The organism is Pseudomonas sp. Z1-29 (assembly GCF_051131995.1).
Taxonomy (GTDB): Bacteria; Pseudomonadota; Gammaproteobacteria; order Pseudomonadales; family Pseudomonadaceae; genus Aquipseudomonas.
In genome coordinates this window covers 240053-264409 of the sequence record NZ_CP071645.1, presented here as the reverse complement: position 1 = coordinate 264409, position 24357 = coordinate 240053, and the positions used below count along the sequence as shown (strand labels likewise).

The window sequence follows — 24357 nt, the reverse complement described above, 5'->3', positions numbered from 1 at the left end:
GGACCGCCATGGACGCTTTTAACTACCGTGGCGGGGAGCTGTTCGCGGAAGGGGTTGCCCTGTCCGCGATAGCCGAACGTTTCGGCACGCCGACCTACGTCTATTCCCGTGCCCATATCGAAGCCCAGTACCGCACCTTCGCCGATGCCCTCGAAGGCATGCCGCACCTGGTGTGCTTCGCGGTAAAAGCCAACTCGAACCTGGGCGTGCTCAACGTCCTGGCGCGCCTTGGCGCCGGCTTCGACATCGTCTCCGGAGGCGAGCTGGAGCGTGTGCTGGCCGCGGGTGGCAGCGCCGACAAGATCGTTTTCTCCGGTGTCGGCAAGACCCGCGAAGACATGCGCCGCGCGCTGCAAGTCGGTGTGCATTGCTTCAACATCGAATCCACCGACGAGCTGGAGCGGTTGCAGGTCGTCGCCGCCGAGCTGGGCGTGCGCGCACCGGTTTCCTTGCGCGTGAACCCGGACGTCGACGCCGGCACCCACCCGTACATTTCCACTGGCCTCAAGGAAAACAAGTTCGGCATCGCCATTGCCGACGCCGAGGACGTGTACGTGCGCGCAGCCCAGCTGCCAAACCTGGAAGTGCTCGGCGTCGATTGCCACATCGGCTCGCAACTGACCACCCTCGAACCGTTCATCGATGCCCTCGACCGCCTGCTGGCGCTGGTCGATCGCCTCGGCGACTGCGGCATCTACCTGCGTCACATCGACCTGGGCGGCGGTGTCGGCGTGCGTTATCGCGACGAAGAACCGCCATTGGTGGCCGACTACATCAAGACCGTGCGCGAGCGCCTCGAAGGCCGCGACCTGGCATTGATGTTCGAGCCCGGTCGCTACATCGTCGCCAATGCCGGCGTGCTGCTGACCCAGGTCGAGTACCTCAAGCACACCGAGCACAAGGATTTCGCCATCGTCGACGCGGCCATGAATGACCTGATCCGTCCGGCGCTGTACCAGGCCTGGATGGATGTCACCGCGGTGCGCCCACGCGATACCGCGGCCCGCGCCTACGACATCGTCGGGCCGATCTGCGAAACCGGCGACTTCCTGGCCAAGGGTCGGGAGCTGGCGCTGGAAGAAGGCGATCTGCTGGCCGTGCATTCGGCGGGTGCCTACGGGTTTGTCATGAGTTCCAACTACAACACCCGCGGCCGTTGCGCCGAGGTGCTGGTGGACGGTGATCAGGCATTCGAAGTGCGCCGCCGCGAGACGGTAGCCGAGCTGTTTGCCGGCGAAAGCCTGTTGCCGGAGTAATACCATGCTGCTGCGTTTTACCAAGATGCACGGCCTGGGCAATGACTTCATGGTCCTCGACCTGGTCAGCCAGCACGCGCACATCCTGCCCAAGCACGCCAAGCAATGGGGCGACCGCCACACCGGCATCGGCTTCGACCAGTTGCTGATCGTCGAGGCGCCGAACAACCCGGACGTGGATTTCCGCTACCGGATCTTCAATGCCGACGGTTCCGAAGTGGAGCAATGCGGCAACGGTGCGCGCTGTTTCGCCCGCTTCGTGCTGGACAAGCGCCTGACTGCCAAACGGCAGATTCGCGTCGAGACCAAAAGCGGCATCATCGAACTGGATGTCCGCAGCGACGGCCAGATCGGCGTCAACATGGGCGCCCCACGCCTGGTTCCGGCGGACATTCCGTTCCAGGCACCGGCCCAGGCCCTGAGCTATACCGTCGACGTCGACGGTACGCCGGTGGAACTGGCGGCGGTGTCCATGGGCAACCCCCATGCCGTGCTGCGGGTGGATGATATAAACAGTGCGCCCGTGCACGAACTGGGGCCGAAGATCGAGCATCATTCGCGCTTCCCGGCCCGGGTGAACGTCGGCTTCCTGCAGGTCATCGACCGGCATCGTGCGCAACTGCGCGTCTGGGAACGCGGCGCCGGGGAAACCCAGGCGTGCGGCACCGGCGCCTGCGCCGCGGCCGTCGCCGCGATCAGCCAGGGGTGGATGGATTCGCCATTGCTGATCGACCTGCCCGGCGGGCGCCTGTCCATCGAATGGGCAGGCCCTGGCCAACCGGTGATGATGACCGGCCCGGCCGTACGCGTATACGAAGGACAAGTTCGTCTTTGAGTGAGCCAAACCATGACCGATAAGCCTCAGGTTCCAGCCCCGCAGCCCGACGAATCCCCGAGCCAGAACCCGGAAGCCGCAGCCGTGGCCGCTTACCTGGAGGCCCATCCGGACTTTTTCGTCGAGCATGAAGACCTGCTTTCGACGATGCGCATCCCCCATCGGCGCGGCGATACCGTGTCGCTGGTGGAGCACCAGATGAAGATCCTGCGCGAACGCAACATCGAAATGCGCCACCGTCTTTCGCACCTGATGGACGTGGCGCGCGACAACGACCGGCTCTTCGACAAGACCCGTCGCCTGATCCTCGCGTTGATGGACGCCAGCACCCTGGAAGACCTGGTGATGAGCGTCGAAGACAGCCTGCGCCAGGATTTCCAGGTGCCTTTTGTCAGCCTCATTCTGTTTGGCGACAACGCCATGCCGGTTGGGCGCTGGGTGACTCACGCCGAAGCGCAGACCGCCATCGGCGGCCTGCTCACGGAAAACAAAAGCGTCAGCGGCAGCCTGCGCGAACATGAGCTGGATTTCCTGTTCGGCGAAGAACAACGCAAGCAGATCGGCTCTACGGCCGTCGTCGCCATTGCCCACCAGGGTGTGCACGGCGTGCTGGCCATCGCCAGCCGCGATCCGCAGCACTACAAGAGCTCGGTCGGCACATTGTTCCTGAGTTATATCGCCGAAGTCACCGGCCGCGTGCTGCCACGGGTTGCCGGTTCGCTGCGCTCGGTACGCTGACGATGGAACGGCAACTGGACGCCTACTGCGAGCACCTGCGCAGTGAGCGCCAGGTGTCGCCCCACACCTTGTCAGCCTATCGCCGCGACCTCGAAAAGGTGCTGGGCTGGTGCCAGAAACAAAATATCGGCAGCTGGTCGGCGCTGGATATCCAACGCCTGCGCAGCCTGATTGCCCGTCTGCATCAACAAGGACAATCCTCCCGCAGCCTGGCGCGACTGTTGTCGGCGGTGCGCGGCTTGTACCAGTACCTCAATCGTGAAGGCCTTTGCGACCACGACCCGGCCACCGGCCTGGCACCGCCCAAGGGCGAGCGTCGGCTGCCCAAGACCCTCGACACCGACCGCGCCCTGCAATTGCTGGAGGGCGCCGTCGAGGATGACTTTCTCGCGCGGCGCGACCAGGCAATCCTGGAGCTGTTCTATTCCTCGGGCCTGCGGCTTTCGGAACTGACCGGGCTGAACCTGGAACAACTGGACCTCGCCGACGGCATGGTTCAGGTGCACGGCAAGGGCAGCAAGACCCGCCTGCTGCCTATCGGCCGCAAGGCCCGGGAAGCCTTGGACCTGTGGCTGCCGCTCCGGGCAATGGCCAACCCGGCCGATGAAGCAGTCTTCGTCAGCCAGCAAGGCCGGCGCCTCGGGCCGCGAGCGATACAATTGCGGGTCAAGGCTGCCGGTGAGCGCGAACTTGGGCAGAACCTGCATCCACACATGCTGCGACATTCGTTCGCCAGTCACCTGCTCGAATCGTCCCAGGACCTGCGCGCCGTCCAGGAGTTGCTCGGCCATTCGGACATCAAGACCACCCAGATCTATACCCATCTGGACTTCCAGCACCTGGCGACGGTCTATGACAGTGCCCACCCCAGGGCCAAACGCATCAAGGGCGACGAATCATGACCATCGAACTCATCACTTTCGACCTGGACGACACCCTGTGGGACACCGCCCCGGTGATCGCCAGCGCCGAAGCCGTATTACGTCAGTGGCTGACCGATAACGCACCGGACCTGGGCGACTTTCCGGTGGAGCGCTTGTGGGCAATCCGCACGCAAGTGCTCAGCGAAGAGCCGGACCTCAAGCACCGCATCAGTGCCTTGCGCCGACGCGTGCTGTTCCGGGCGCTGCAAGACGCCGGCTATGACCAATGGCGGGCTTCGGAGCTGGCAGACCAGGGATTCGAGGCCTTCCTGCATGCCCGCCATCAACTGGAGGTGTTTCCCGAGGTGCAGCCGACCCTGGAATTGCTCGCCAATGATTACGCCCTTGGCGTCGTCACCAATGGCAACGCCGATGTCCGGCGCCTGGGGCTGGCGGATTACTTCAAGTTCGCCCTGTGCGCCGAGGACATCGGCATCGCCAAGCCCGACGCCCGGCTGTTCCACGAAGCCCTGCAACGCGGTGGCGCGACCGCGCAGACTGCCGTGCACATCGGCGATCACCCGGGCGACGACATCGCCGGCGCCCAACAGGCCGGCCTGCGCGCAGTGTGGTTCAACCCGACAGGCAAGGCGTGGGACGCCGACCATGCGCCGGATGCGGAAATCCGCAGCCTGACCGAACTGCCGGGATTATTGGCAGGATGGCATAACCCGCGCTGAGTCCCCAACGCCGCCTGTGTGGGAGCGAGCCCGCTCGCGAAGGCGGCGGCAGTCCCACATCGATGTCAACAGACCCACCGCTATCGCGAGCAGGCTCGCTCCCACCCTGGATCTCTTATGCCTTGCGATTCCAAGCCAGGCGTAAAACCCTGTGGGAGCGAGCTTGCTCGCGATGACGGCGGCACATCCAACATCGATGTGACAGGTAAACCGCTATCGCGAGCAAGCTCGCTCCCACAGGATCGGCGTGTGGTCCTAAACGTTATCCGACCCATGAAAAAGCCCGCAGCGACGGCGGGCTTTTTCAGCAAGCAAGGGCAGATACTCAGATCGGGCGGCTGCCGTACTTGTTGTCAGGCTTCTTGGGCGGATCGGCGACCACATTGGCCTCCACTTCCTGCACCTTGCCACCCCGGGCCAGGAATTCCTCCATGGCCTTGGCGAGCGCATCACGCTCCTTGTTCTTGGCCTCTACGCTCGGCAACTCGTCGACCGATACCGCCGCCTTGGCCTTGCCTTTGGCGGTCGGGACCGGAACATCGGCACCGTCATCGTCAGCGACGTCTTCAGCCGCCGCTTCCAGGCCTTCTTCGGCCTCGTCTTCATCACCTACTTCGAGGTCGTCGTTTTCCAGATCATCGTCGCTCATGTTCTACCTCATGACTTGCGAAAAGCAGATTAGTTATAGCCCAGCTTCGCCATCTGTCGAAGGCTGCCAGAAAAAATTCAACATCCGCCAACCATCAGCGGTCATGCCCCTTCACCGTACAAGGTGGCGAGGACTTTACGAGTACCGCCATGATCACGGTGCTCGCCCAGATAAACACCTTGCCAGGTGCCCAACGCCAACCGTCCCGCCGTCACCGGAAGACTGAGCTGGCATCCCAGCACGCTGGCCTTGAAGTGCGCCGGGAGGTCGTCCAGGCCTTCGTCGTTGTGCTCATAGTCGGCGGTTCCTTGTGGGATCAGCCGATTGAAAAATCGTTCGAAGTCTCGACGTACCGCCGGATCGGCGTTCTCGTTGATGGTCAGCGAGGCCGAGGTGTGCTGCAGCCACAGATGCAACAGACCGACACGACATGCCTTGAGTTCAGGCAGGCCGGCGAGCAACTCGTCCGTTACCAGATGAAAGCCCCGGGGCCTTGCCCGCAGGGTTATCAGCGTCTGTTGCCACATACAGTTCTCCGCACGTTCGGCGCGCATTCTAGCGCGCTCTGGGAAAAAACAAAGGGCCTAATATTCCTGCTTTCCTGTAAGTCTTTGGCGGTAGAAAAACCCGTGTCGCATACACAACAAAAGGCGTCGGAAAAACCAGCACGCCCTATGAGCAATGACAAATTCCAGACAAAAAAATGCCCGGCGAACCGGGCATTTTTTATTGGAGCGCGATTACAGGTTGTAACCACGTTCGTTGTGCTGGGCCAGGTCCAGGCCCACGGCCTCTTCTTCCTCGGAAACCCGCAGACCCATGACGGCGTCGAGGACCTTGAGGATGATGAAGGTGACAACCGCCGTGTAGATCACGGTAAAGCCTACGCCTTTGAACTGAATCCACACTTGCGCACCGATATCGGTCACGGTGCCGAAGCCGCCCAGGGCTGGTGCTGCGAACACACCGGTCAGGATGGCGCCGAGGATACCGCCGATGCCATGCACGCCAAAGGCGTCCAGGGAGTCGTCATAGCCGAGTTTGCGCTTGAGGGTGGTGGCGCAGAAGAAGCACACCACGCCCGCCGCCAGGCCAATGACCAGGGCGCCCATCGGGCCCACGGTGCCGGCCGCCGGGGTGATTGCAACCAGGCCGGCCACGACGCCCGAGGCGATGCCCAGTGCGCTTGGCTTACCGTGGGTGATCCACTCGGCGAACATCCAGCCCAGCGCGGCGGCTGCGGTGGCGATCTGGGTGACCAGCATCGCCATGCCGGCGGTGCCGTTGGCCGCGACGGCGGAACCGGCGTTGAAGCCGAACCAGCCCACCCACAGCATGGCCGCGCCCATCAGGGTGTAACCCAGGTTGTGCGGCGCCATCGGCGTGGTCGGGAAGCCTTTGCGCTTGCCCAGCACCAGGCACGCCACCAGGCCTGCGATACCGGCGTTGATGTGGACCACAGTGCCACCGGCGAAGTCCAGTACACCCCAGTCCCACATCAGGCCGCCGTTGCCGGACCAGACCATGTGCGCAATCGGCGCATACACCAGGGTGAACCACACGCCCATGAAGATCAGCATGGCGGAGAACTTCATCCGCTCGGCGAACGCGCCGACGATCAGGGCCGGGGTGATGATCGCGAAGGTCATCTGGAAGGTAATGAAGACTGCTTCAGGGAACAACGCCGCCGGGCCGGTGATGCTGGCCGGGGTGACGCCCGCCAGGAACGCTTTGCCCAGGCCGCCGACGAAGGAGTTGAAGTTGACGACGCCCTGCTCCATGCCGGTAGTGTCGAACGCGATGCTGTAGCCATAGATGACCCACAACACGCTGATCAGACCAGTAATGGCGAAGCACTGCATCATCACGGAAAGAATGTTTTTCGACCGAACCATGCCGCCGTAGAACAGCGCAAGGCCGGGAATGGTCATGAACAGAACAAGAATCGTGGCCGTCAGCATCCAGGCGGTGTCGCCGGAATTGAGGACTGGGGCTGCCGCTTCTTCTGCCATGGCCAGGCCAGGCATTACGAAGGACAACAGGGCTCCTAGCCCTGCGAATTTACGCAGAGTCATATTGTTTTCTCCTGGGGCGTTGGGGTTTGGCGGCTTAGATAGCGTCGGTATCGGTTTCGCCGGTACGGATGCGGATAGCCTGTTCCAGATTGACCACAAAGATCTTTCCGTCACCAATCTTGCCGGTGTTGGCGGCCTTGGTAATCGCCTCGATGACCCGATCAAGATCCTTGTCGTCGATGGCAACGTCGATCTTCACCTTGGGCAGGAAATCGACCACGTATTCCGCGCCGCGATACAGCTCGGTGTGACCTTTCTGCCGACCGAAGCCTTTGACTTCAGTGACGGTAATGCCCTGCACGCCGATTTCGGACAGCGACTCGCGCACGTCGTCCAACTTGAACGGCTTGATGATGGCAGTGACTAGCTTCATGAAACTCTCTCCCGAATTGGTGGACTTGCCCCAGGAAAACAAACCCGACTCAAGTCTAAGCGCAGTGCCTGGCTTTGTAACGCGTCGTCGGCCCAAGTTGCCCGACTGGCGCCAGCTGACTACTCCTGACGAAACTCCCCGCTCCGCCTGCTGCACTGCATTCGTCACAGCGACTGCATCAGTGCATGGGTCATCAGCCACTAAGCAGAAAGCTTGCCATCTGTGCCCAACCCCCCGGATTTCAACCCCCTTGACCACCGCGCCCGCCCGGCACGCGCCACGAACCGGAGCGATACGCACAACAACGGTGCGGTGGCGCCCGGCACAGTGCGCGAAAAGCGTGCATCCGCGCCTGGCAAATTGACTATAGACCCTGCGTGATACACTGCCCGCCATCGTTTCCAGGACACCTGCCATGCTTGCCCCCAAAGATCTCCTCGACGCCCTGAGCGGCCACGCCTCCCGCCTCTTGAGTGGCGACACCCCCCTGCCCAAAAGCGAAATCGAAAGCCAGTTCAAGGCTTTATTGCAAAGCGGGTTCAGCAAGCTGGACCTGGTCAGCCGGGAAGAATTCGACAGCCAGATGGTGGTGCTGGCCCGAACTCGGGCGCGGTTGGAGAGCCTGGAGGCGAAGGTGGCGGAGTTGGAGGCGAGGCTGAATCCACCTGCGGAATAACGCGTATTTCTGAAGGCATTACCCAGGGCCGCGATTTTTGGTTTTTTACTTGCGGCCATCCCAATAGCGGGAAACTTCCTCTCGCCCTTTCTCTTCCGGATGAGTTCGGCGCATCAGCCGCGACGGCCATCTTCGCGAAAAATCCTACAAAAGCTTCCTAAATTCGTCGAATACGCGAACTTTATCCAAAATCCTGTTAAAGCTTCCCTGGCATTCGCCGCTAAATCTTCGTAATGGAATGCGCTAACGAGCTGGACTTTGCGCAAGTCGGACTTTCAACGAATGGGGTCGACGCGAAGTAACCGGAATGGATATGCAGCCAGCATCAAGGCTGTAAACCGGGCAAGGCGGACGGCTGTCCGTCGTGCGACATACGAACATGTCAAACAGGTAAAACGGCATGCAATTGAAAAAACGCAGCGTCGCGGCTTTGGCCGTCTGCTCCCTGCTCGTCGCTGGTGCGGCGCAAGCAGGTCCAACGATACGGGTTACCGTCAAGAACCTTGGCAGCGCGACGGTCAAGTATTCGTTCCAGGGCAACAACGAAGCCCTCACCCACGCGAATGCGACACCCAAGCCTGCGGATACGATCAATCCGCAGCAAGCCATCACTTTCGAAGTGCGAGACCAGCGCAACCCTGCGATTGCCACTGCGGTCGTCCGCTATGGCGCCGACGGCAAAACTTGCGTGTTCAGCACCTTCTACATCAACCCCAAGCTGCCTAAATGGACCAAGGACGCGCAGGCTACCGGCCGAGTCCGCTGCAATGCGACGATTACCGCAATAAACGCGTCCGATCACTCGTGGAACATTGAGTTCACGATCCAGTAAAAGCCGGCCAGGTTTGCCTTGGAGGGTAAATCCGAGGCAGTCCTGGCCTGATCGAATGCGGTGCACTTACAGCGCACCGCAGCTTAGAGATGGAGGCAAAACAATGGATGGTATCAACGGCGCACGCCTGCACTACGCAACGAACCTGAAAGCCACCGCAAGCCCGCTAGAGCCGACCGACAAGGTCGGCGCCAGCCCGAGGAGCGAGGTGCAACCCGGCGCCTTGAGCGGCAATACCACCACCCGACTCTCGCCGATGGCACAGCTGCTCAGCGACGCAGCAGCACGCGCTGCGGAGCGGGACGCCAGCAATGATCGTGCAGGCTTGGCGGACATTGCCCGGCGAGCCACGCAAGATTTCTTCATCCCCTATGTCGCGAAAAACAAGGAAATCCGCGACGCCGAAGTGCCGCCCTCGGACGATCCGCAGCGCCTGGATCAGGCACAGCAGGCAACGAACTTCCTCAACAAGAAAGGCGGCAACCCGTTCGCGAACCTTTCCATCGAGCAACTGACGCTGATCATCTATGACGACAGCGGTGACTTTACTCACAATGAACGCAGAGTGGCATGGGAAACCTATAGCGACGCGCACGGCGCCTGGACCTTCACAGTCACCAATAAGCTGATGGACGAGGATAAAACCCCGGAAACCATCAGGGATGTTCTCAATTACTACAAAAGCCTGCCCCCCATTCAGGAGTCTCTGATGCTCGGCGATTACGAAGCCGACTTTACTCAACAGATCAAGAGCGCCGAATTGGCCAAAGCGCGGAGGTTAAGTGGCAGCGACGACGGAATGCCCCCATGGCAATCGTTGCTTGAGCTGATGCTGGCGCAGCAGCAGAAAGACAAACCCGAAACGCCCGCGACAGACGCCTGAGCAGGCATCAACCGATGCCCCCTTTCCCCGAAAGGGGGCTCGCTCAGGATGGACAACGAATGCCTGAAAATCCCGCTCCCGAGCTGATCCGCGTACAAGGCATGAGCCATATCCATGGCATCGACGCGACCGCACGCGCCACCCTGCGCGATGTGTCGCTGACCATCAATGCAGGACAGAGCTGCGCCATTATCGGCGCCTCGGGATCCGGCAAAAGTACCCTGCTCGGCTTGATCGGCCTGCTTGACCAACCTTCGACCGGGCAGGTCTACCTGGCTGGCCGCGACATGACCCAGGCAAGCGCTGATGCTCGCGCGATGATGCGCAACCGACACATCGGCTTCGTCTTTCAGAGCTTCAACCTGCTGCCACGCCTGGACGCCCTGGACAATGTCGCGCTGGCGCTGCTCTACCGCGGCATATCTCGCCAGGCTGCCCAGGCAGCCGCGCGGCGCCAGCTATTGCAGCTCGGTCTGGGCGAACGCCTGCATCATCGCCCGGCACAGTTGTCCGGAGGCCAACGCCAGCGCGTGGCCATCGCGCGAGCGCTGGTGGGAGAGCCGGCCTTGCTGCTGGCCGACGAGCCCACCGGCAACCTCGACAGCCAGACCGCCAGCGAGGTCATCGAACTGCTGCTGGCGCTCAATCGGGAGCGGGGCGTCACCTTGATAGTCGTCACCCACGACCCGGACATCGCCAAGCGCATGCAGCGCTGCCTGCGGATCAGCGAGGGCCGCCTGTGGGAAATGCCTCATGACTGAGTCGACTCGCTACGGACCGTTGCCCTGGCAACTGCTGACCGAGGCCCTCGACAGCCTGCGCCGCCTGGGACGACGAGCCTTGCTGGCATTGCTGGGTATCGCGGTTGGCTGCGCGGCGGTAGTTGCGCTGCTGAACATTGGCCATAACGCCCAAGCCCGGAGCATGGAGGTATTCCAGGCGATGGGCAGCGACCTGCTGATCGCGGACGTGAAGCCGGCCTCGAACAAGGGAGTGCCGGGGCATGCCCCGACCAATCTCGATAACCAGGCCCTTCGCGAGGCGTTACCTGAGGTGCTGGCGGTCAGCGCCCTGAACTTGGCCTCAGTGCCGGCAAGCATGCATGGGCGACCGCTCAGCACCCTGCTGGCCGGGGTCGACCCGGAAATAGCCTCGGTGCTTGGCCTGCAGCCGGAGCAAGGACGATTCCTCAGCCGCTACGATGCCCAGAGCACCCATGCAGTGCTCGGCGCGACGTTGGCCGCTCAGCATGCCCCCGTCGCGCCGGGTGATACGTTGCAACTGGCCGGCTATCTGTTCCAGGTGGTCGGCGTACTCCACAGCCATGGTCAAAACCCCCTGCTGCCGCTGCCCATCGATGACAGCATCCTGGTGCCGATCGAGGGCATGCGCCGCCTCGTTTTCGCACCGCAAATCGGCACTGTGCTGGTGCGCAGCAACGAAGGCGCGGGCTCACAAACCCTAGCCCCGAAACTGCATGACTACCTGCTGACATCCTTGCCCGGTCGGGAGATCGACGTGCAGGTCCCGCAGCGGTTACTCGACGGTCTCGCCCAGCAATCGCAGTTGTTCTCCTGGTTGCTGGCAGGGTTGGGGGGAATTTCGCTCTTGGTCGGTGGCGTCGGCGTGATGAACATCATGTTGATGAACGTCGCCGAACGCCGCGGCGAAATCGGTGTGCGCATGGCACTGGGTGCTCGCCCGCGGGACATCGCCTGGCTGTTTCTGCTGGAGGCCATGGTGCTGACAGTCGCCGGAGCGTCCACCGGTGCTCTGCTCGGAGTGGCAACCGGCTGGTTGTTCGTCGTGCTGTCAGGCTGGATGGATTTCACGCTCTCGCCCCTTTCATTGCCGCTGGGCATGGGCGGTGCGCTGCTCACGGGGTTGCTCTTTGGCCTGAGCCCGGCGCTGTCCGCCGCGCGCCTGCAGCCCGTGCAGGCGCTGCGTGATGATTAAAGCCTGGGCGGTCGCCTTGCTGCTGACGCCGCCCAGTGGGGCGGTGCTGGCAGATACAGCGCTGTCACCGTCACAGGCGACTCGGCCGGGCACTCCCTCCGCGGCTGTCGCCAGCGCCTCGCTCAATGCCTACGGCATCGAGCTGACCCTCAGCGATGCGATCTACCTGGGACTGCGCGACAACCGCGCCATTCGCAGCGCTTACCTGGAACGGATCGGCCAGAAATTCGCTTTGCGCGTGGCCGAGGACCGCTTCAGCCCCAAGCTGTTCGTGCGCGGCAGTTACCTGTCCAGCCATAACCAGCTCGATCGCTATCGGCAAGGTGAAATCGCACCGGTTTCAACCCTGCTCACCCCTTACGGCACGCGCGTCGGCCTGGGCTGGACCTGGCGCCAGACCGATGCCGACAGGGCGGGACTGACACGCAATGACGGCGCCAATATCACGATCATCCAGCCGCTGCTGCGCGGCGCCGGCCGCGATGTCGCCACCGCCCCAGTACAACTGGCGCGCCTGAGCGAGCAGGTCAACCGCCTGGCGCTGAAAGACCGGGTGGCGCAGACGATCACCCGGATCATTACCGCCTACCGCACGCTCCTGCAGGCTCAGGAACAGCTGAACATCTCCAGCAACGCCTTGGCGCGGGCGCACCAACTGCTCGGCGTCAACCGGGCGATGATCGACGCCGGGCGCATGGCCGCGTTCGAGATCGTCCAGACCGAGGCCGAAGTCGCCAACCAGGAGCTGAGCCACGAAGACGCCCGCAACCAACTGGAAAACACTCGCCTGGCATTGTTGCAACTGCTTGCGCTGGACCTCGACACTCCAATCATTGCCAGCGAGGCCATGCAAGCCGCGCCCCTCGACATCGACACTGTGCAGGCCGTGCGCCAGGCCGAAGCATTGCAACCGACCTACCTCATCCAACTGATCGCCGGCCAGCAGGCCCGGATAAACAGGGTCGTGGCACGCAACGAGCGCCTATGGGACGTATCGCTGGTCGGCGGCGGCGGTCAGGTCCGTGATCGCAACAATCTCCACGGCAGCACCCGAAGCTGGGAGAACTACGTGGGCGTGCAGGTGGAGATTCCGATCGGCGACCTGAGCGCCCGCCAGGCTGAAGTCCAGGCCCGGGTCGACGTGGAGAACCAGCAGGTCCGCACGCAAGAGGCTCATCAGGAACTGCAGCGTGGCGTGACCAACGCAGTACGCGACATCGGCGCGCGCTGGCGACAGTATCAAATCGCCCGGCGCGCCGAGGAGCTGTCCCAGCGAAAGCTGGACATCGAGCAAGAAAAACTCACCGTGGGGCGTTCGAGCAACTTTCAGGTTCTCAGCTTCGAAAATGACCTGCGCATGGCGCAGAGTGCCCGATTGGCCGCACTCATCAGTTACCTCAACGCCCAGGCGGAACTGGATCAGACCTTGGGCACCACCCTGCAAAGCTGGGACATCGCGTTGAATGACTAACCCCATCACACTCAAGCCTGCATTGCTCTTTTTCGGATTGGGCGCGTTGATCATTATCGCGTTGCGCTGGCCGCCGGCGCCCGCAGGCACCCGCGCAACGACAAGCACAGCGCCTGACTGGGTGCATATCGAACCGCGATTGCTGGAAACCCGGCTGGGGCTGATCGGACGTATCCAGGCCGTCAACCAGGTTACCTTGACCGCCCCGTTTGATGGCTTGCTTGCCGAGGTGCGGGTACACGAAGGACAACGGGTCGAGAAAGGCCAGGTGCTGCTGACGCTGGACCCCGCGCAGTTGCAGATCCAGCTGCGCCAGGCCCAGGCGCAACTGCTCAAGGCACAGCGCGAGGCCCGCCGCTTGCAACATTGGAGCAAAGGCTCCGAGGTCAGCAATGCCAGACGGGCTCTGAACAATGCCAGGCAGAGCCTGGCCGCCAGCGAAAGTAACCGGCGTGACACGCAAGCGTTGTTCGAACGTGGCATCGTCGCGAGGATGGAACTCGAAACGCTGGAGCAGCAGGTGCGCAGCGACCAGCAACAGCTCAGCGCGGCAATCGAGGAACTGGCCACGACACTGGCGTACGGCCAGGGCGAGGAACGCCATATCGCCGAGATGGAGCTGGCTAACGCGCAGGCGCATCACCAGGCCTTCGAAACGCTGCATGCCCGCCGAGAAGTGACGGCGCCAGTGAGCGGTTACGTCGTGCGACCTGTCATGCCGGGTGACGGCCAACCGGTAGCGGTGCAACCTGGCGTGGCCGTGAGCCGGGGCACGCCGTTGCTTGGCGTCATTGGCCTGGACCGTTTCCAAGCCCTTGCTCGCGTGGATGAAACCGACCTGCACCTGTTACGTGAAGGCATGCCGGTGCAAATCACTGGTGATGGATTCGCCGGTGAACTGAGCGGCCGCATACTGGCCATCGGAATCCAGAATGAGGCGGCCGACCAGCAGGACACGGGCGCGCGCTATAAGGTCCAGGTGTCAATTGATACGGCCGTCGCCGATTTCGACCCTCCGCTGCGGACCGGTATGAGCGCCCGCCTGGCAGTGATTCTGTACCGCGACGAACAAGGCATCGCCGTGCCGCCGCGCGCCCTTCGCCGCGATGAGTCCGGTGCCACCTACGTGCTGTACCGGGCGACAGCACAAGCCCGCCCCGAGCGCGTAATGGTCAGCCCACGCACAACCGTCGCGCAAGGAGTGGTCGTGCAGGGGCTTACGCCCGGGTTTGTCGAGGTGCCGGGTTCATAAAACCGCGATGGAACCGGGCACGAGCGGCGCTGATTCAACTCTGGCGCAACATTCTGCCAACCTTTTGTCATCGATCGCCATAACCAAACGCTCCCTCACAACTAACCTTCAAGAACCGCAGGATGCGGTCCTCTCTACCACTCAAGGAACGATTCATGTCACTCGCCATCGTTCACAGCCGCGCCCAGGTTGGCGTCGAAGCACCCGCTGTCACCGTCGAAGTCCATCTGGCCAATGGCTTGCCGTCGCTGACCATGGTCGGCCTGCCGGAGGCGGCGGTGAAGGAAAGCAAGGACCGGGTACGCAGTGCGATCATCAACTCGGGGCTCAGCTTTCCGGCGCGGCGCATCACCCTGAACCTGGCGCCGGCGGACCTGCCCAAGGACGGCGGGCGGTTCGACCTGGCGATTGCCCTTGGCATCCTGTCGGCCAGCGTGCAGGTGCCGACGCTGATGCTGGACGATGTCGAATGCCTCGGCGAGCTGGCGTTGTCCGGGGCGGTACGACCGGTACGCGGGGTGTTGCCCGCGGCGCTGGCGGCACGCAAGGCTGGACGCATGCTCGTGGTGCCTTGGGCGAATGCCGAGGAAGCCTGCCTGGCGTCGGGACTGAAAGTGATCGCGGTGAATCACCTGCTCGAAGCGGTGGCGCATTTTAATGGCCACACCCCGGTCGAACCCTTTGTTTCCAACGGGCTGCTTTCGGCCAGCAAGCCCTACCCCGATCTCAGTGAAGTCCAGGGCCAGGCCGGGGCCAAGCGCGCGTTGCTGATCGCGGCAGCAGGAGCCCATAACCTGTTGTTCAGCGGCCCGCCCGGTACCGGCAAGACGCTGCTGGCGAGCCGTTTGCCAGGGTTATTGCCACCCTTGGCCGAAAGCGAGGCCCTGGAAGTCGCGGCGATCCAGTCGGTCGCCAGTTGCGTGCCGTTGAGCCATTGGCCGCAGCGTCCGTTCCGTCAGCCGCATCATTCGGCGTCCGGCCCGGCGCTGGTGGGCGGTGGGTCCAAGCCGCAACCGGGAGAAATCACCCTTGCTCATCATGGCGTGCTGTTTCTGGATGAGTTGCCGGAATTCGACCGCAAGGTGTTGGAAGTGCTGAGAGAACCGTTGGAGTCGGGGCACATCGTGATATCCCGCGCCCGGGACCGGGTGCGCTTTCCGGCGCGCTTCCAGCTGGTGGCGGCGATGAATCCCTGCCCGTGTGGCTATCTCGGCGAGCCCAGCGGTCGTTGCTCCTGCACACCGGACATGGTGCAGCGTTACCGCAACAAACTGTCCGGCCCGCTGCTCGACCGGATCGACTTGCACCTGACCGTGGCCCGGGAAGCCACCGCACTGAACCCCAAGAGCGAACCGGGGGACGACACCGCCACCGCCGCCGAACGGGTGGCCGATGCCCGTGAACGCCAGCAAGCACGCCAAGGCTGTGCCAATGCGTTCCTGGATCTGCCGGGCCTGCGCCGGCACTGCAAACTGTCCACGACCGACGAAGCCTGGCTGGAAACCGCTTGCGAACGGCTGACCCTGTCGCTGCGAGCCGCCCATCGCCTGCTCAAGGTCGCCCGGACGTTGGCCGACCTTGAGCAAGCGGAGCGAATCAGCCGCGAACATCTGGCCGAAGCCCTGCAGTATCGCCCCGCCTCGGTTTGAACCGCTTACGGCTTGCTCAGGTCCACCAGCGGGGCATCGCGCACCTCGGTTTTCCGATCACCCTGGATGTCATCAATGCGCTTGAGCGCCTTGTCTACGGCAGCCTTGTCCGCCAACAGGCTGTAATGGATCTGGAACTGCTTACGCTCTTTCGGCGCGATGGTCGGCACCAGGCCCAGTGGTCGCTGATATCGACGGTTGTAGGAGAAACTGGTGCCCGGCTCCAGGCCGGTCACGTAGCCCTGGCCTTGGGTATCGGTGTTTTTCCACAGGGAAAATACCGGCAGCGTCCCGGTGTTGAAGCCCACCGACACGCCGAGGCTACCGGCCTTGTTGTGCAACACGGTCAGCGTATCGCCCTTGGCGTCGGCATACGGCACGACGTTGTAGACGGTTTCGTCGTAGTCCCTGGTTGGGGCGCGATAGGTTTGCCAGCCTTTCAGGTCGCCCTTGGCCTTGTCGTTGAACGGCGACACCTGTTTGACCGGTGCTGCGAAGCGCGCATCCTGCTCCAGGAACGGCGTACTGAAGTTGCTGTGATAGAGCGCCTGGTATTCCTTCGGATAGTCGCCATTGTTGGTCAGCGTGTCGCTGAGCGCGAAGGTCACGCTGCCGGGTTCGGTGACCAGTTCGGTCTGCACCGAAAAGTCGACTTTCTTGAACGCCTGCTCCTTCAACTCGCCTCGCAGGGTAATCGCGTAGGGCGGTTTTTCATCGATGTGCAGGGTGACTTTGTTCGCCGGGATATTGGCCGCGCGGCCGTGCAAAGTCAGCAGCTCGCCATTGTCCATGCCCGGATGACCGACCCACTCGTAGCCGCAGCGGGTGACCAGCTCGTTGAACCCTTCCAGCCAGCCCAAGCCGCCCCGGCCATTGAGCTCGATGAATGCCGGATTGACCACTTCCTTGACCGGCGAATCCCACCCCATACGGACATCGCCGACCGAGGCCTGCAGCACATTCATGCCGCGGGTCGGGACGACCGAGAGTTTCATCGTGCCGTTGTCGATATCGACGATGCTGACGCCTTCCTGGCGACCGCCGTGCAGGGTGCGCATCGTCACGGAAAACGGTTTGTCGGTCTTCACACCGAGCTGCTGACTGGTGATTTGCCAGGGCTGTGCGGCCTTGTCGGTATCGAGCAGGACATAATCCCAGGCCATGGCGTGGGAGGCAGCACCGAGGGCGCTGAGGGCAACGAGGAGTTTGAGCGGAGTCATGGAAACGACCTTTTATTGGAGTTGTGCGGTTTTTATAGACTTGAAGAAACGTTTCAGCAAGCCGAAAAACAGCAATTAACCGCAAAAAGGAAGGCGACTGCAGAATTAGGGAGATTTTTGTGGGAGCGAGCCTGCTCGCGAAAGCGGTGGGTCAGTTGATAGAGAGGTGGCAGGAAGGCCGCCTTCGCCAGCAGGCTCGCTCCCACATTGGTTTTGGATAGGGCGTGAGAATTGGGGCCGCCACAGTTCTTCTGTGGGAGCGAGCCTGCTCGCGAAAGCGGTGGGTCAGTTGATAGAGATGTGGCTGGTCAGCCGTCATCGCGAGCAAGCTCGCCCCCACAGTAATCTGGGTGAGCTTGCTCGTGATGTTGCCGCAGGAAGCCTCAGCGGAACCGATCAACCTCTTTGCGCAGGTCCTGCGCCAGTTTTTCCAGTTCTTTGGCGGTGATCGCCAGGTTCGAAACTACTTCGCGTTGTTCGCTGTTGGCCATCGCGATGCTTTGCAGGTTGCTGCTGAGCAAGGTCGCGGTGCTGCTCTGCTCCTGGGTGGCCGTGGTGATCGCTGCAAACTGCTGGCCGGCCGAGCGGCTTTGCTCGTCGATGCGCGCCAGGGCCGAGGCGACATTGGCGTTGCGCGACAAGCCTTCCTGCATGAGCAGGTTGCCCTTCTCCATCGTACTGATGGCATTGCCGGTTTCCTGCTGGATGCTGTTGATCATGCCAGAGATTTCGTCAGTGGCCTGGCGGGTACGCGACGCCAGGCTACGGACCTCGTCGGCCACCACGGCAAAACCACGGCCCTGTTCACCCGCGCGCGCGGCTTCGATGGCAGCGTTCAAGGCCAGCAGGTTGGTTTGCTCGGCAATCGAGGTAATCACGCCGACGATGCCGCCAATTTCCTGGGAGCGCTGACCCAAGGTATTGATGACCGTGGCCGTGCTGTTCAACGCGCCAGCGATCTGTTCCAGCGATGACGAAGCTTCGTCCATCGAGGTACGGCCGATGCGGGTCTGCTGGGCGTTGTCCTGGGCTAGACGCTCGGTATTGCCCATGTTATCGGCGATGTTCAACGAGGTGGCGCTGAACTCTTCCACTGCGCCCGCCATGCTGGTGATTTCGCCGGACTGCTGCTCCATCCCTTCATACGCACCGCTGGACAGTCCGGACAACGCCTGGGCACGACTGTTGACCTCCTGCGAGGCCTTGCGGATATGCTCGACCATGGTCGACAAGGCTTGGCTCATCTGGTTGAAGGCACGGGCCAGTTGGCCAATTTCATCGTGGCTGGATACGTTCAGACGCACGCTCAGGTCGCCGGCGCCCAGCGCTTCGGCCTGACGTACGAGGTCGCCCAGGGGCGCCAGTTTGCTACGCAACAGCCACACTGCAGCACCGACCGCCAGCAACATTGCCAGCAGGCTGCCAATGGCCAGTTGCGTACCGACATTCCAGGTTACTGCGTTGATTTCGGTTTTCGGCATGCTCGCCACCACCGCCCACGGCCCGCCCTCGAACGGCACGGCGACGCTGTAGAATTCTTCTGCGGTGTCTTCCCAGAACGCACCCTTGCCTGGCTTCTTGATCAGACCGGTGATAGCCGCGGTGGCGTTGTCCAGCGCCTGCACACCCGCTGGCGGTACCAACCATTTGTTCTGTTCGTCCAACAGCGCCAGGGAACCGGTCTGGCCGATGCGGAAGCGCTTGAGGTTGTCGAATTGCGCATTCTGCGCATCGGTGTAATCGAATCCTACGTACAACACGGCAATGATCTTGCCACTGCCGTCGCGAACGGGCGTGTATTGCGACATGTAGAAACGACCGAAGAGCAAGGCCCGGCCGATGTAGCTCTGCCCGCTGATCACCGGGCCGTACGCCGGGCCGGCGCGGTCGAGTACGGTGCCGATGGCCCGCGTACCGTCCTGCTTGCTCACCGAAGTACTGACACGGATGAAGTCGTCGCCGCTGCGCACGAATATAGTCGCCACGCCGGCGGTCATCGCCTTGAACTCGTCCACTTCCTTGAAGTTGTTGTTCAACACTTCGCTGCCCAGGCTCAAGCCTGGCGTCTGCACGCCCGCCACTGTCACCGGCTGGTCCGGATGCACGCTCAGGCCCGCGCTGAAGCGCTTTTCGAACAGGCCAGCCAAGCGCTGGGTGCTCTCGCGCAAGGTGCTGTGGAAGGTATTGAGCTGGTCGGCCATCAGGCGCGCTTCGCTGGCCAGATGCTCCTCACGAGTGGAAAGGTTGGCGGCGTCCAGTGAACGCAAGGCGAAGACGGTACTGCCGGAAATCACGACCGCCAGTATCACGGCAAGGGCAAGGCCTAGCTGTGAGGCGATCCGGGCGCGGGGTTGAGACATGACGGCTCCTGGCCGAGAGACTGGATCATCCTGATCACGTCGCACGCTCGGCATTCAATTTTTGAGATGTGGGCCCTTTCTGTACGAAGGTTCTATGTTCACGGATTCGGCCGCAAAATCGAATACTTGAGCGCTTTGGAAGGAATAAAGCCAAGTCGCCAGCGGGGCCTGTTTGTCCCTTCAGGCCAGGCGTTTCACGTCGGGCAGTTGCATGGCGCTTACCTCGCCCTGGAGAAAATCGCTGAGCCTGCGCAAACGTTCACCTCCAGGCCGGGTCTTCGGCCAGACGAGGTAATAGTGCTCGCCGCTGGCAACAGCCGTAGGCCACGGCAGACTCAAGCGTCCCTGGGCAACGTCCTCGGCGACCATCAACAAATCGCCCATGGACACACCATAGCCCCGCGCCGCAGCGATCATGCCCAGTTCCAGCGTATCGAATACCTGGCCGCCCTTGAGCGAGACCTTGTCCGCCAGCCCCATGCGCTGCAACCAGTTGCGCCAGTCCCGGCGATCCGGCGTGGGGTGCAGCAGCTCCGCGCTGGCCAGCCGCGCCACGTCCCAGGGTTGGTCGTTGAGCAGAGTCGGTGCGCCGACTGGAATCAGCTCCTCGGGGAACAGCAGACTGGCCTCCCAGTCCGCCGGAAAGTGCCCGTTGCCCAGCAGAACCGCGCAGTCGAACGGCTCGGTGTTGAAGTCCACCGAGTCGACGTCCATCCAGGCGCTGGTCAATTGCACTTCGTTGCCGGGTTGCAGATGCCGAAAGCGGCTCAGGCGCGCCAGCAACCAACGCATGGTCAGGGTCGAAGGCGCCTTCATGCGCAAAATTCCGTCCTCGCCGTGCAAGGTATGGCAAGCACGCTCCAGCGCCATGAAACCCTCCCGCACGCCCGGCAGCAGCAGGCGTGCCGCCTCGGTCAGTTGCAGGTTGCGGCCGCTGCGCTGAAACAGCCGACAGGCGAAGTGTTCCTCAAGCGTGCGAATGTGCCGGCTGACCGCGCTCTGGGTAATCGACAGTTCTTCAGCGGCCCGGGTAAACGAGCTGTATCGCGCCGCCGCTTCGAATGCCCGCAACGCATAAAGAGGAGGGAGGCGACGAGACATCGGAAAGGCTCCTGTGGCTTTTTTCGAACCCTATCAGAAGATTCGCCCAGCATGAGTTTTAATCATGCCAGCAATCGGATTTATCCTTTTGTGCAAACCACCGCAAGCGCCGAGAATCGACGTCTTACTGCCTTGTTTGAACATGGAGCGTGATGATCATGCGGCATCCGGTGCGTATCGAACTCTGGGCCATCCTGCGGCTGGCGGGGCCGTTGATTGCTTCGCAGTTGGCGCACATGCTGATGGTGCTGACCGACACCTTGATGATGGCGCGCCTGAGTCCCGAAGCCCTGGCCGGTGGTGGTCTGGGGGCGGCGAGTTACTCGTTCGTGTCGATTTTCTGCATCGGCGTGATCGCTGCCGTCGGTACGCTGGTTGCGATCCGCCAGGGCGCTGGCGATATTGAAGGCGCCACCCGGCTGACCCAGGCCGGGTTATGGCTGGCCTGGTTGATGGCGCTGGTGGCCGGGTTGCTGTTGTGGAACCTCAAGCCGGTGCTGCTGTTGTTCGGCCAGACTGAAACCAACGTCCTCGCCGCCGGCCAGTTCCTGCTGGTGCTGCCGTTCGCCCTGCCCGGCTACCTGAGTTTCATGGCCCTGCGTGGATTTACCAGCGCGATCGGCCGGGCCACTCCGGTCATGGTGATCAGCCTCGGCGGCACGGTGGCCAACTTCCTGCTCAATTACGCGCTCATCACCGGCATGTTCGGCTTGCCGAAGCTCGGCCTGATGGGGATCGGCCTGGTGACGGCGATTGTTGCCAACTGCATGGCCCTGGTGCTCGCCTGGCACATCCACCGGCACCCGGCCTACCGCGCCTATCCATTGCTTGAAGGCCTGTCGCGGCCCAATCGTCAATACCTCAAGGAACTGTGGCGCCTTGGCCTGCCGATTGGTGGTACCTACGCCGTGGAAGTCGGGCTGTTCGCGTTCGCCGCGCTGTGCATGGGCACCATGGGCAGCACGCCGTTGGCTGCGCACCAGATCGCTCTGCAAATCGTCTCGGTGGCATTCATGGTTCCAGCGGGCATGTCGTACGCGATCACCATGCGCATCGGCCAGCATTACGGCGCCGGGCAACTGCTCATGGCACGCCTGGCCGGACGGGTCGGGATCGGCTTTGGGGCAGCGGCGATGCTGGCCTTCGCCATGGTGTTCTGGCTGCTGCCCAATCAACTGATCGGTTTGTTCCTGGATCACAATGACCCGGCGTTCCGCCCGGTGATCGACCTGGCTGTGAGCCTGCTGGCCGTGGCGGCGTGGTTCGAGCTGTTCGACGGTACGCAAACCATTGCCATGGGCTGTATCCGAGGCCTGAAGGACGCCAAGACCACCTTCCTGGTAGGCCTGGGTTGCTACTGGCTGATTGGCGCGCCCGCTGCCTGGTGGATGGCCTTTCATTTGAACTGGGGGCCGACTGGTGTCTGGTGGGGCCTGGCCCTGGGGCTGGCGTGCGCGGCGGTGAGCCTGACGTGGGCATTCGAGTGGAAGATGAAGCGGATGATTCGCAGCGAGCCGGAGCAGCGGAATTTCGAAGCGATCCAGGCGAAGTGAAAATACATCCCCTGTGGGAGCGAGCCTGCTCGCGAAAGCGGGGTGTCAGCCGGACATCCACCAACTGACACACCGCCTTCGCGAGCAGGCTCGCTCCCACAGGGTTTGTGTCAGCTCACGATTTCCTGCGTCGCCTGGCCACCCTCAAACGCCAGGTATTCAACCAACTCCACCAACGGCAGCGGCTTGCTGATCAGGAAGCCCTGCACCTGATCGCAACCGAAACCCCGCAGCAGATCCATCTGTTCACGGGTCTCGACGCCTTCGGCCACGACTTCAAGATTGAGGTTATGGGCCAGGTTGATCATCGCGTGCACCAGCTTGCGGTTCTCTTCACGCTGCTCCATGCCGCCAACGAAACTCTTGTCGATCTTGAGCAGGGCGATGGGCAGGCTGTTTAGGTGCACGAAGGAGGAAAATCCGGTACCGAAATCGTCCAGGGAGAACCGCACGCCCAGGCGGCCCAAGGCATCCATGGTCTGCTTGACCATTTCGCTGCGACGCATGACGGCGGTTTCGGTGAGTTCGAACTCCAGCCACTGGGCCTCGACACCCCGTTCGCTGATCAACCGACTCAAGGTCGGCAGCAGCTGACTGTCCTGGAATTGCCGGAACGACAGGTTGATCGCCATATGCAGCGGCGCGAGCCCGCGCTCGCGCAAGGCCTGCATGTCCCGTAACGCCCGGGAAATTACCCAGTAGCCCAACGGTACGATCAGGCCGCTCTGCTCGGCCAGTGGCACGAATTCGCTCGGCGGCAACAGCCCGCGCTCGCCGTGACGCCAGCGCACCAGGGCTTCGAGGCCGACGATGGTGCCATCGGCAAGGTTCAGCCGCGGCTGGTAATGCAATTCAAGTTCGTCGCGACGCAGCGCCCGGCGCAGTTCGCTTTCCAGGTCGGCGAGACTGCGGGCGTTGCGATTGATGCGCTCATTGAAGATATGAAAAGTGCAGCCTTGCGTGCTCTTGGCCTGCTGCATGGCGATATGCGCGTGCCACATCAGCGGGTCGGCACCGGCCTGGGCGCGAGCATGGGCGATCCCCAGGCTGCAGCCGATCAGCAGGCTTTCGCCATCGACCCAGTAGGGTTCGGCCATGGCTTCGGTGATGCGCTCAGCCATCCACTCGGCCCGCTGGGGCGCGCGGCGGGTATCGATCAGCAGGGCGAATTCGTCGCTGCCCAGCCGCGCCAGTTGATCACCGACTTCCAGCGCGCCCTTGAGCCGCGAGACCACCTGCAGGATCAGACGGTCGCCGGCCTGATGACCGAGCGCGTCGTTGGCGTGACGAAAGTTATCCAGATCCAGATGGCCGAGCGCCAGGCCACGGCCTTCGTTTTCAGCCAGGCGTGCCGCCAGCAGGGTCTGGAAGCCTTGGCGGTTGGCGATGCCGGTCAACGGGTCCTGCTCGGCGAGCCGTTGCAGAGTGTTTTCCAACACCCCGCGCTCGCGCACATGACGAAGGCAACGACGCAGCGTCGCCTCATCGAGTACGTCACGCACCAGCCAGTCGCTGACGCCGTCCGGGGGAGTCGCCGGCTCGTGCTCAAGCAACAGCACCGTTGGCAGGCGGCAACGACCGGGCGCTGGTTGCAAAGCAGCGACAGTCAACAGGACCGCATTGCGGTTGTCTTCGAACAGGCTGCTGACCGACTCCCAGCTCGGGGCGCTGATCAACACGACCGAGGGGCCCATGGGCGCCAGGCACTCGCGCAATATCGCTGACCACTCAGGCGTTTCGGCCAATAAGAGCAAACGCAAGGGTTCGACAGGCGTAGACAAGCTGACTCCCTAGACTCTGCAAGGTGGTAGGCGCGGGGCATTATGACTCGCCGACGGGCAATCACCAATGCCAATGGTTCTCAAACACTCGGTT

At 62.5% G+C, this 24357-nt stretch carries 22 protein-coding genes; 14 read left to right on the top strand and 8 right to left on the bottom strand.

All coding sequences use genetic code 11. The features are described from left to right. The first annotated feature begins 8 nt into the window (after window positions 1–8). From lysA to J3P84_RS01215, 5 genes are read left to right on the top strand one after another with little or no spacing between them, the layout of a single operon-like run. Window positions 9–1256 carry a diaminopimelate decarboxylase gene (gene lysA / locus J3P84_RS01235; RefSeq protein ID WP_434627154.1) on the top strand — a complete coding sequence of 416 codons (1248 nt, stop codon included), beginning with the start codon at window positions 9–11 and terminating at the stop codon, window positions 1254–1256. A 4-nt stretch (window positions 1257–1260) separates the two neighbouring features. Next, complete coding sequence (gene dapF / locus J3P84_RS01230) at window positions 1261–2091, top strand: diaminopimelate epimerase (protein ID WP_434627152.1); 831 nt, start codon at window positions 1261–1263, stop codon at window positions 2089–2091. 12 nt (window positions 2092–2103) lie between these two features. Beyond that, on the top strand, window positions 2104–2829 hold the full coding sequence (locus J3P84_RS01225; protein ID WP_305497960.1) for a DUF484 family protein: 726 nt from the start codon (window positions 2104–2106) through the stop codon (window positions 2827–2829). 2 nt (window positions 2830–2831) lie between these two features. Further along, on the top strand, window positions 2832–3731 hold the full coding sequence (gene xerC / locus J3P84_RS01220; protein WP_434627150.1) for a tyrosine recombinase XerC: 900 nt from the start codon (window positions 2832–2834) through the stop codon (window positions 3729–3731). Next, window positions 3728–4432 (top strand): HAD family hydrolase, encoded by a 705-nt coding sequence (locus J3P84_RS01215; protein ID WP_305497957.1) that lies wholly within the window; start codon window positions 3728–3730, stop codon window positions 4430–4432. Before xerC ends, J3P84_RS01215 begins: the two co-directional genes overlap by 4 nt. 325 nt (window positions 4433–4757) lie before the next feature. Here J3P84_RS01215 and sutA read toward each other — a convergent pair whose 3' ends face one another. The 4 genes from sutA to glnK all read right to left on the bottom strand — a co-directional run bounded on the left by sutA (window position 4758) and on the right by glnK (window position 7529). After that, a complete protein-coding gene (sutA, locus tag J3P84_RS01210; RefSeq protein ID WP_007941277.1) occupies window positions 4758–5081 on the bottom strand; it encodes a transcriptional regulator SutA in 324 nt (107 codons plus the stop codon). A 101-nt stretch (window positions 5082–5182) separates the two neighbouring features. Beyond that, window positions 5183–5608, bottom strand: a complete 426-nt coding sequence (locus J3P84_RS01205) for a secondary thiamine-phosphate synthase enzyme YjbQ (protein WP_434570954.1) — start codon at window positions 5606–5608, stop codon at window positions 5183–5185. 213 nt (window positions 5609–5821) lie between these two features. Beyond that, window positions 5822–7156 (bottom strand): ammonium transporter, encoded by a 1335-nt coding sequence (locus J3P84_RS01200; protein ID WP_305497956.1) that lies wholly within the window; start codon window positions 7154–7156, stop codon window positions 5822–5824. Between the two features lie 34 nt (window positions 7157–7190). Beyond that, complete coding sequence (gene glnK / locus J3P84_RS01195; RefSeq protein ID WP_002555808.1) at window positions 7191–7529, bottom strand: P-II family nitrogen regulator; 339 nt, start codon at window positions 7527–7529, stop codon at window positions 7191–7193. Window positions 7530–7944: 415 nt separating this feature from the next. Between glnK and J3P84_RS01190 the strand changes: the two genes are divergently transcribed. The 8 genes from J3P84_RS01190 to J3P84_RS01155 all read left to right on the top strand — a co-directional run bounded on the left by J3P84_RS01190 (window position 7945) and on the right by J3P84_RS01155 (window position 16248). Beyond that, on the top strand, window positions 7945–8205 hold the full coding sequence (locus J3P84_RS01190; protein WP_434602221.1) for an accessory factor UbiK family protein: 261 nt from the start codon (window positions 7945–7947) through the stop codon (window positions 8203–8205). Between the two features lie 400 nt (window positions 8206–8605). Further along, complete coding sequence (locus J3P84_RS01185; RefSeq protein WP_434627146.1) at window positions 8606–9037, top strand: hypothetical protein; 432 nt, start codon at window positions 8606–8608, stop codon at window positions 9035–9037. Between the two features lie 103 nt (window positions 9038–9140). Next, on the top strand, window positions 9141–9920 hold the full coding sequence (locus J3P84_RS01180) for a hypothetical protein (RefSeq protein WP_434627144.1): 780 nt from the start codon (window positions 9141–9143) through the stop codon (window positions 9918–9920). Between the two features lie 59 nt (window positions 9921–9979). Further along, window positions 9980–10681 (top strand): ABC transporter ATP-binding protein, encoded by a 702-nt coding sequence (locus J3P84_RS01175; RefSeq protein WP_434627142.1) that lies wholly within the window; start codon window positions 9980–9982, stop codon window positions 10679–10681. Then, window positions 10674–11876: an ABC transporter permease gene (locus J3P84_RS01170; RefSeq protein ID WP_434627140.1), complete on the top strand. Its 1203-nt coding sequence runs from the start codon at window positions 10674–10676 to the stop codon at window positions 11874–11876. Before J3P84_RS01175 ends, J3P84_RS01170 begins: the two co-directional genes overlap by 8 nt. Continuing rightward, on the top strand, window positions 11869–13347 hold the full coding sequence (locus J3P84_RS01165) for a TolC family protein (RefSeq protein ID WP_434627138.1): 1479 nt from the start codon (window positions 11869–11871) through the stop codon (window positions 13345–13347). Before J3P84_RS01170 ends, J3P84_RS01165 begins: the two co-directional genes overlap by 8 nt. Continuing rightward, the gene (locus J3P84_RS01160; protein WP_434627136.1) at window positions 13340–14599 is read left to right on the top strand and encodes an HlyD family secretion protein; all 1260 of its coding nucleotides are present in this window, start codon (window positions 13340–13342) and stop codon (window positions 14597–14599) included. The genes J3P84_RS01165 and J3P84_RS01160 overlap by 8 nt, the downstream gene beginning before the upstream one ends. Before the next feature lie 155 nt (window positions 14600–14754). Next, window positions 14755–16248: a YifB family Mg chelatase-like AAA ATPase gene (locus J3P84_RS01155; protein WP_434627134.1), complete on the top strand. Its 1494-nt coding sequence runs from the start codon at window positions 14755–14757 to the stop codon at window positions 16246–16248. 5 nt (window positions 16249–16253) lie between these two features. Here J3P84_RS01155 and J3P84_RS01150 read toward each other — a convergent pair whose 3' ends face one another. The 3 genes from J3P84_RS01150 to J3P84_RS01140 all read right to left on the bottom strand — a co-directional run bounded on the left by J3P84_RS01150 (window position 16254) and on the right by J3P84_RS01140 (window position 20929). Then, window positions 16254–17468 (bottom strand): aldose 1-epimerase family protein, encoded by a 1215-nt coding sequence (locus J3P84_RS01150; RefSeq protein ID WP_434627132.1) that lies wholly within the window; start codon window positions 17466–17468, stop codon window positions 16254–16256. Window positions 17469–17851: 383 nt separating this feature from the next. Then, window positions 17852–19828 (bottom strand): methyl-accepting chemotaxis protein, encoded by a 1977-nt coding sequence (locus J3P84_RS01145; protein ID WP_434627130.1) that lies wholly within the window; start codon window positions 19826–19828, stop codon window positions 17852–17854. Window positions 19829–20008: 180 nt separating this feature from the next. Beyond that, window positions 20009–20929 (bottom strand): LysR substrate-binding domain-containing protein, encoded by a 921-nt coding sequence (locus tag J3P84_RS01140; protein WP_434602237.1) that lies wholly within the window; start codon window positions 20927–20929, stop codon window positions 20009–20011. A gap of 158 nt (window positions 20930–21087) precedes the next feature. Here J3P84_RS01140 and J3P84_RS01135 point away from each other — a divergent pair, with 158 nt between their 5' ends. Continuing rightward, window positions 21088–22482 (top strand): NorM family multidrug efflux MATE transporter, encoded by a 1395-nt coding sequence (locus J3P84_RS01135; protein WP_434631580.1) that lies wholly within the window; start codon window positions 21088–21090, stop codon window positions 22480–22482. A 110-nt stretch (window positions 22483–22592) separates the two neighbouring features. Here the strand turns inward: J3P84_RS01135 and J3P84_RS01130 are convergent, their stop codons facing one another. After that, window positions 22593–24263 (bottom strand): putative bifunctional diguanylate cyclase/phosphodiesterase, encoded by a 1671-nt coding sequence (locus tag J3P84_RS01130; RefSeq protein WP_434627128.1) that lies wholly within the window; start codon window positions 24261–24263, stop codon window positions 22593–22595. Between the last annotated feature and the right edge of the window lie 94 nt (window positions 24264–24357).

Coding starts and splice junctions, on each gene's coding strand:
- lysA (WP_434627154.1), top strand. CDS start 9: ATGGACGCTTTTAACTACCGTGGCGGGGAGCTGTTCGCGGAAGGGGTT.
- dapF (WP_434627152.1), top strand. CDS start 1,261: ATGCTGCTGCGTTTTACCAAGATGCACGGCCTGGGCAATGACTTCATG.
- J3P84_RS01225 (WP_305497960.1), top strand. CDS start 2,104: ATGACCGATAAGCCTCAGGTTCCAGCCCCGCAGCCCGACGAATCCCCG.
- xerC (WP_434627150.1), top strand. CDS start 2,832: ATGGAACGGCAACTGGACGCCTACTGCGAGCACCTGCGCAGTGAGCGC.
- J3P84_RS01215 (WP_305497957.1), top strand. CDS start 3,728: ATGACCATCGAACTCATCACTTTCGACCTGGACGACACCCTGTGGGAC.
- sutA (WP_007941277.1), bottom strand. CDS start 5,081: ATGAGCGACGATGATCTGGAAAACGACGACCTCGAAGTAGGTGATGAA.
- J3P84_RS01205 (WP_434570954.1), bottom strand. CDS start 5,608: ATGTGGCAACAGACGCTGATAACCCTGCGGGCAAGGCCCCGGGGCTTT.
- J3P84_RS01200 (WP_305497956.1), bottom strand. CDS start 7,156: ATGACTCTGCGTAAATTCGCAGGGCTAGGAGCCCTGTTGTCCTTCGTA.
- glnK (WP_002555808.1), bottom strand. CDS start 7,529: ATGAAGCTAGTCACTGCCATCATCAAGCCGTTCAAGTTGGACGACGTG.
- J3P84_RS01190 (WP_434602221.1), top strand. CDS start 7,945: ATGCTTGCCCCCAAAGATCTCCTCGACGCCCTGAGCGGCCACGCCTCC.
- J3P84_RS01185 (WP_434627146.1), top strand. CDS start 8,606: ATGCAATTGAAAAAACGCAGCGTCGCGGCTTTGGCCGTCTGCTCCCTG.
- J3P84_RS01180 (WP_434627144.1), top strand. CDS start 9,141: ATGGATGGTATCAACGGCGCACGCCTGCACTACGCAACGAACCTGAAA.
- J3P84_RS01175 (WP_434627142.1), top strand. CDS start 9,980: ATGCCTGAAAATCCCGCTCCCGAGCTGATCCGCGTACAAGGCATGAGC.
- J3P84_RS01170 (WP_434627140.1), top strand. CDS start 10,674: ATGACTGAGTCGACTCGCTACGGACCGTTGCCCTGGCAACTGCTGACC.
- J3P84_RS01165 (WP_434627138.1), top strand. CDS start 11,869: ATGATTAAAGCCTGGGCGGTCGCCTTGCTGCTGACGCCGCCCAGTGGG.
- J3P84_RS01160 (WP_434627136.1), top strand. CDS start 13,340: ATGACTAACCCCATCACACTCAAGCCTGCATTGCTCTTTTTCGGATTG.
- J3P84_RS01155 (WP_434627134.1), top strand. CDS start 14,755: ATGTCACTCGCCATCGTTCACAGCCGCGCCCAGGTTGGCGTCGAAGCA.
- J3P84_RS01150 (WP_434627132.1), bottom strand. CDS start 17,468: ATGACTCCGCTCAAACTCCTCGTTGCCCTCAGCGCCCTCGGTGCTGCC.
- J3P84_RS01145 (WP_434627130.1), bottom strand. CDS start 19,828: ATGTCTCAACCCCGCGCCCGGATCGCCTCACAGCTAGGCCTTGCCCTT.
- J3P84_RS01140 (WP_434602237.1), bottom strand. CDS start 20,929: ATGTCTCGTCGCCTCCCTCCTCTTTATGCGTTGCGGGCATTCGAAGCG.
- J3P84_RS01135 (WP_434631580.1), top strand. CDS start 21,088: ATGCGGCATCCGGTGCGTATCGAACTCTGGGCCATCCTGCGGCTGGCG.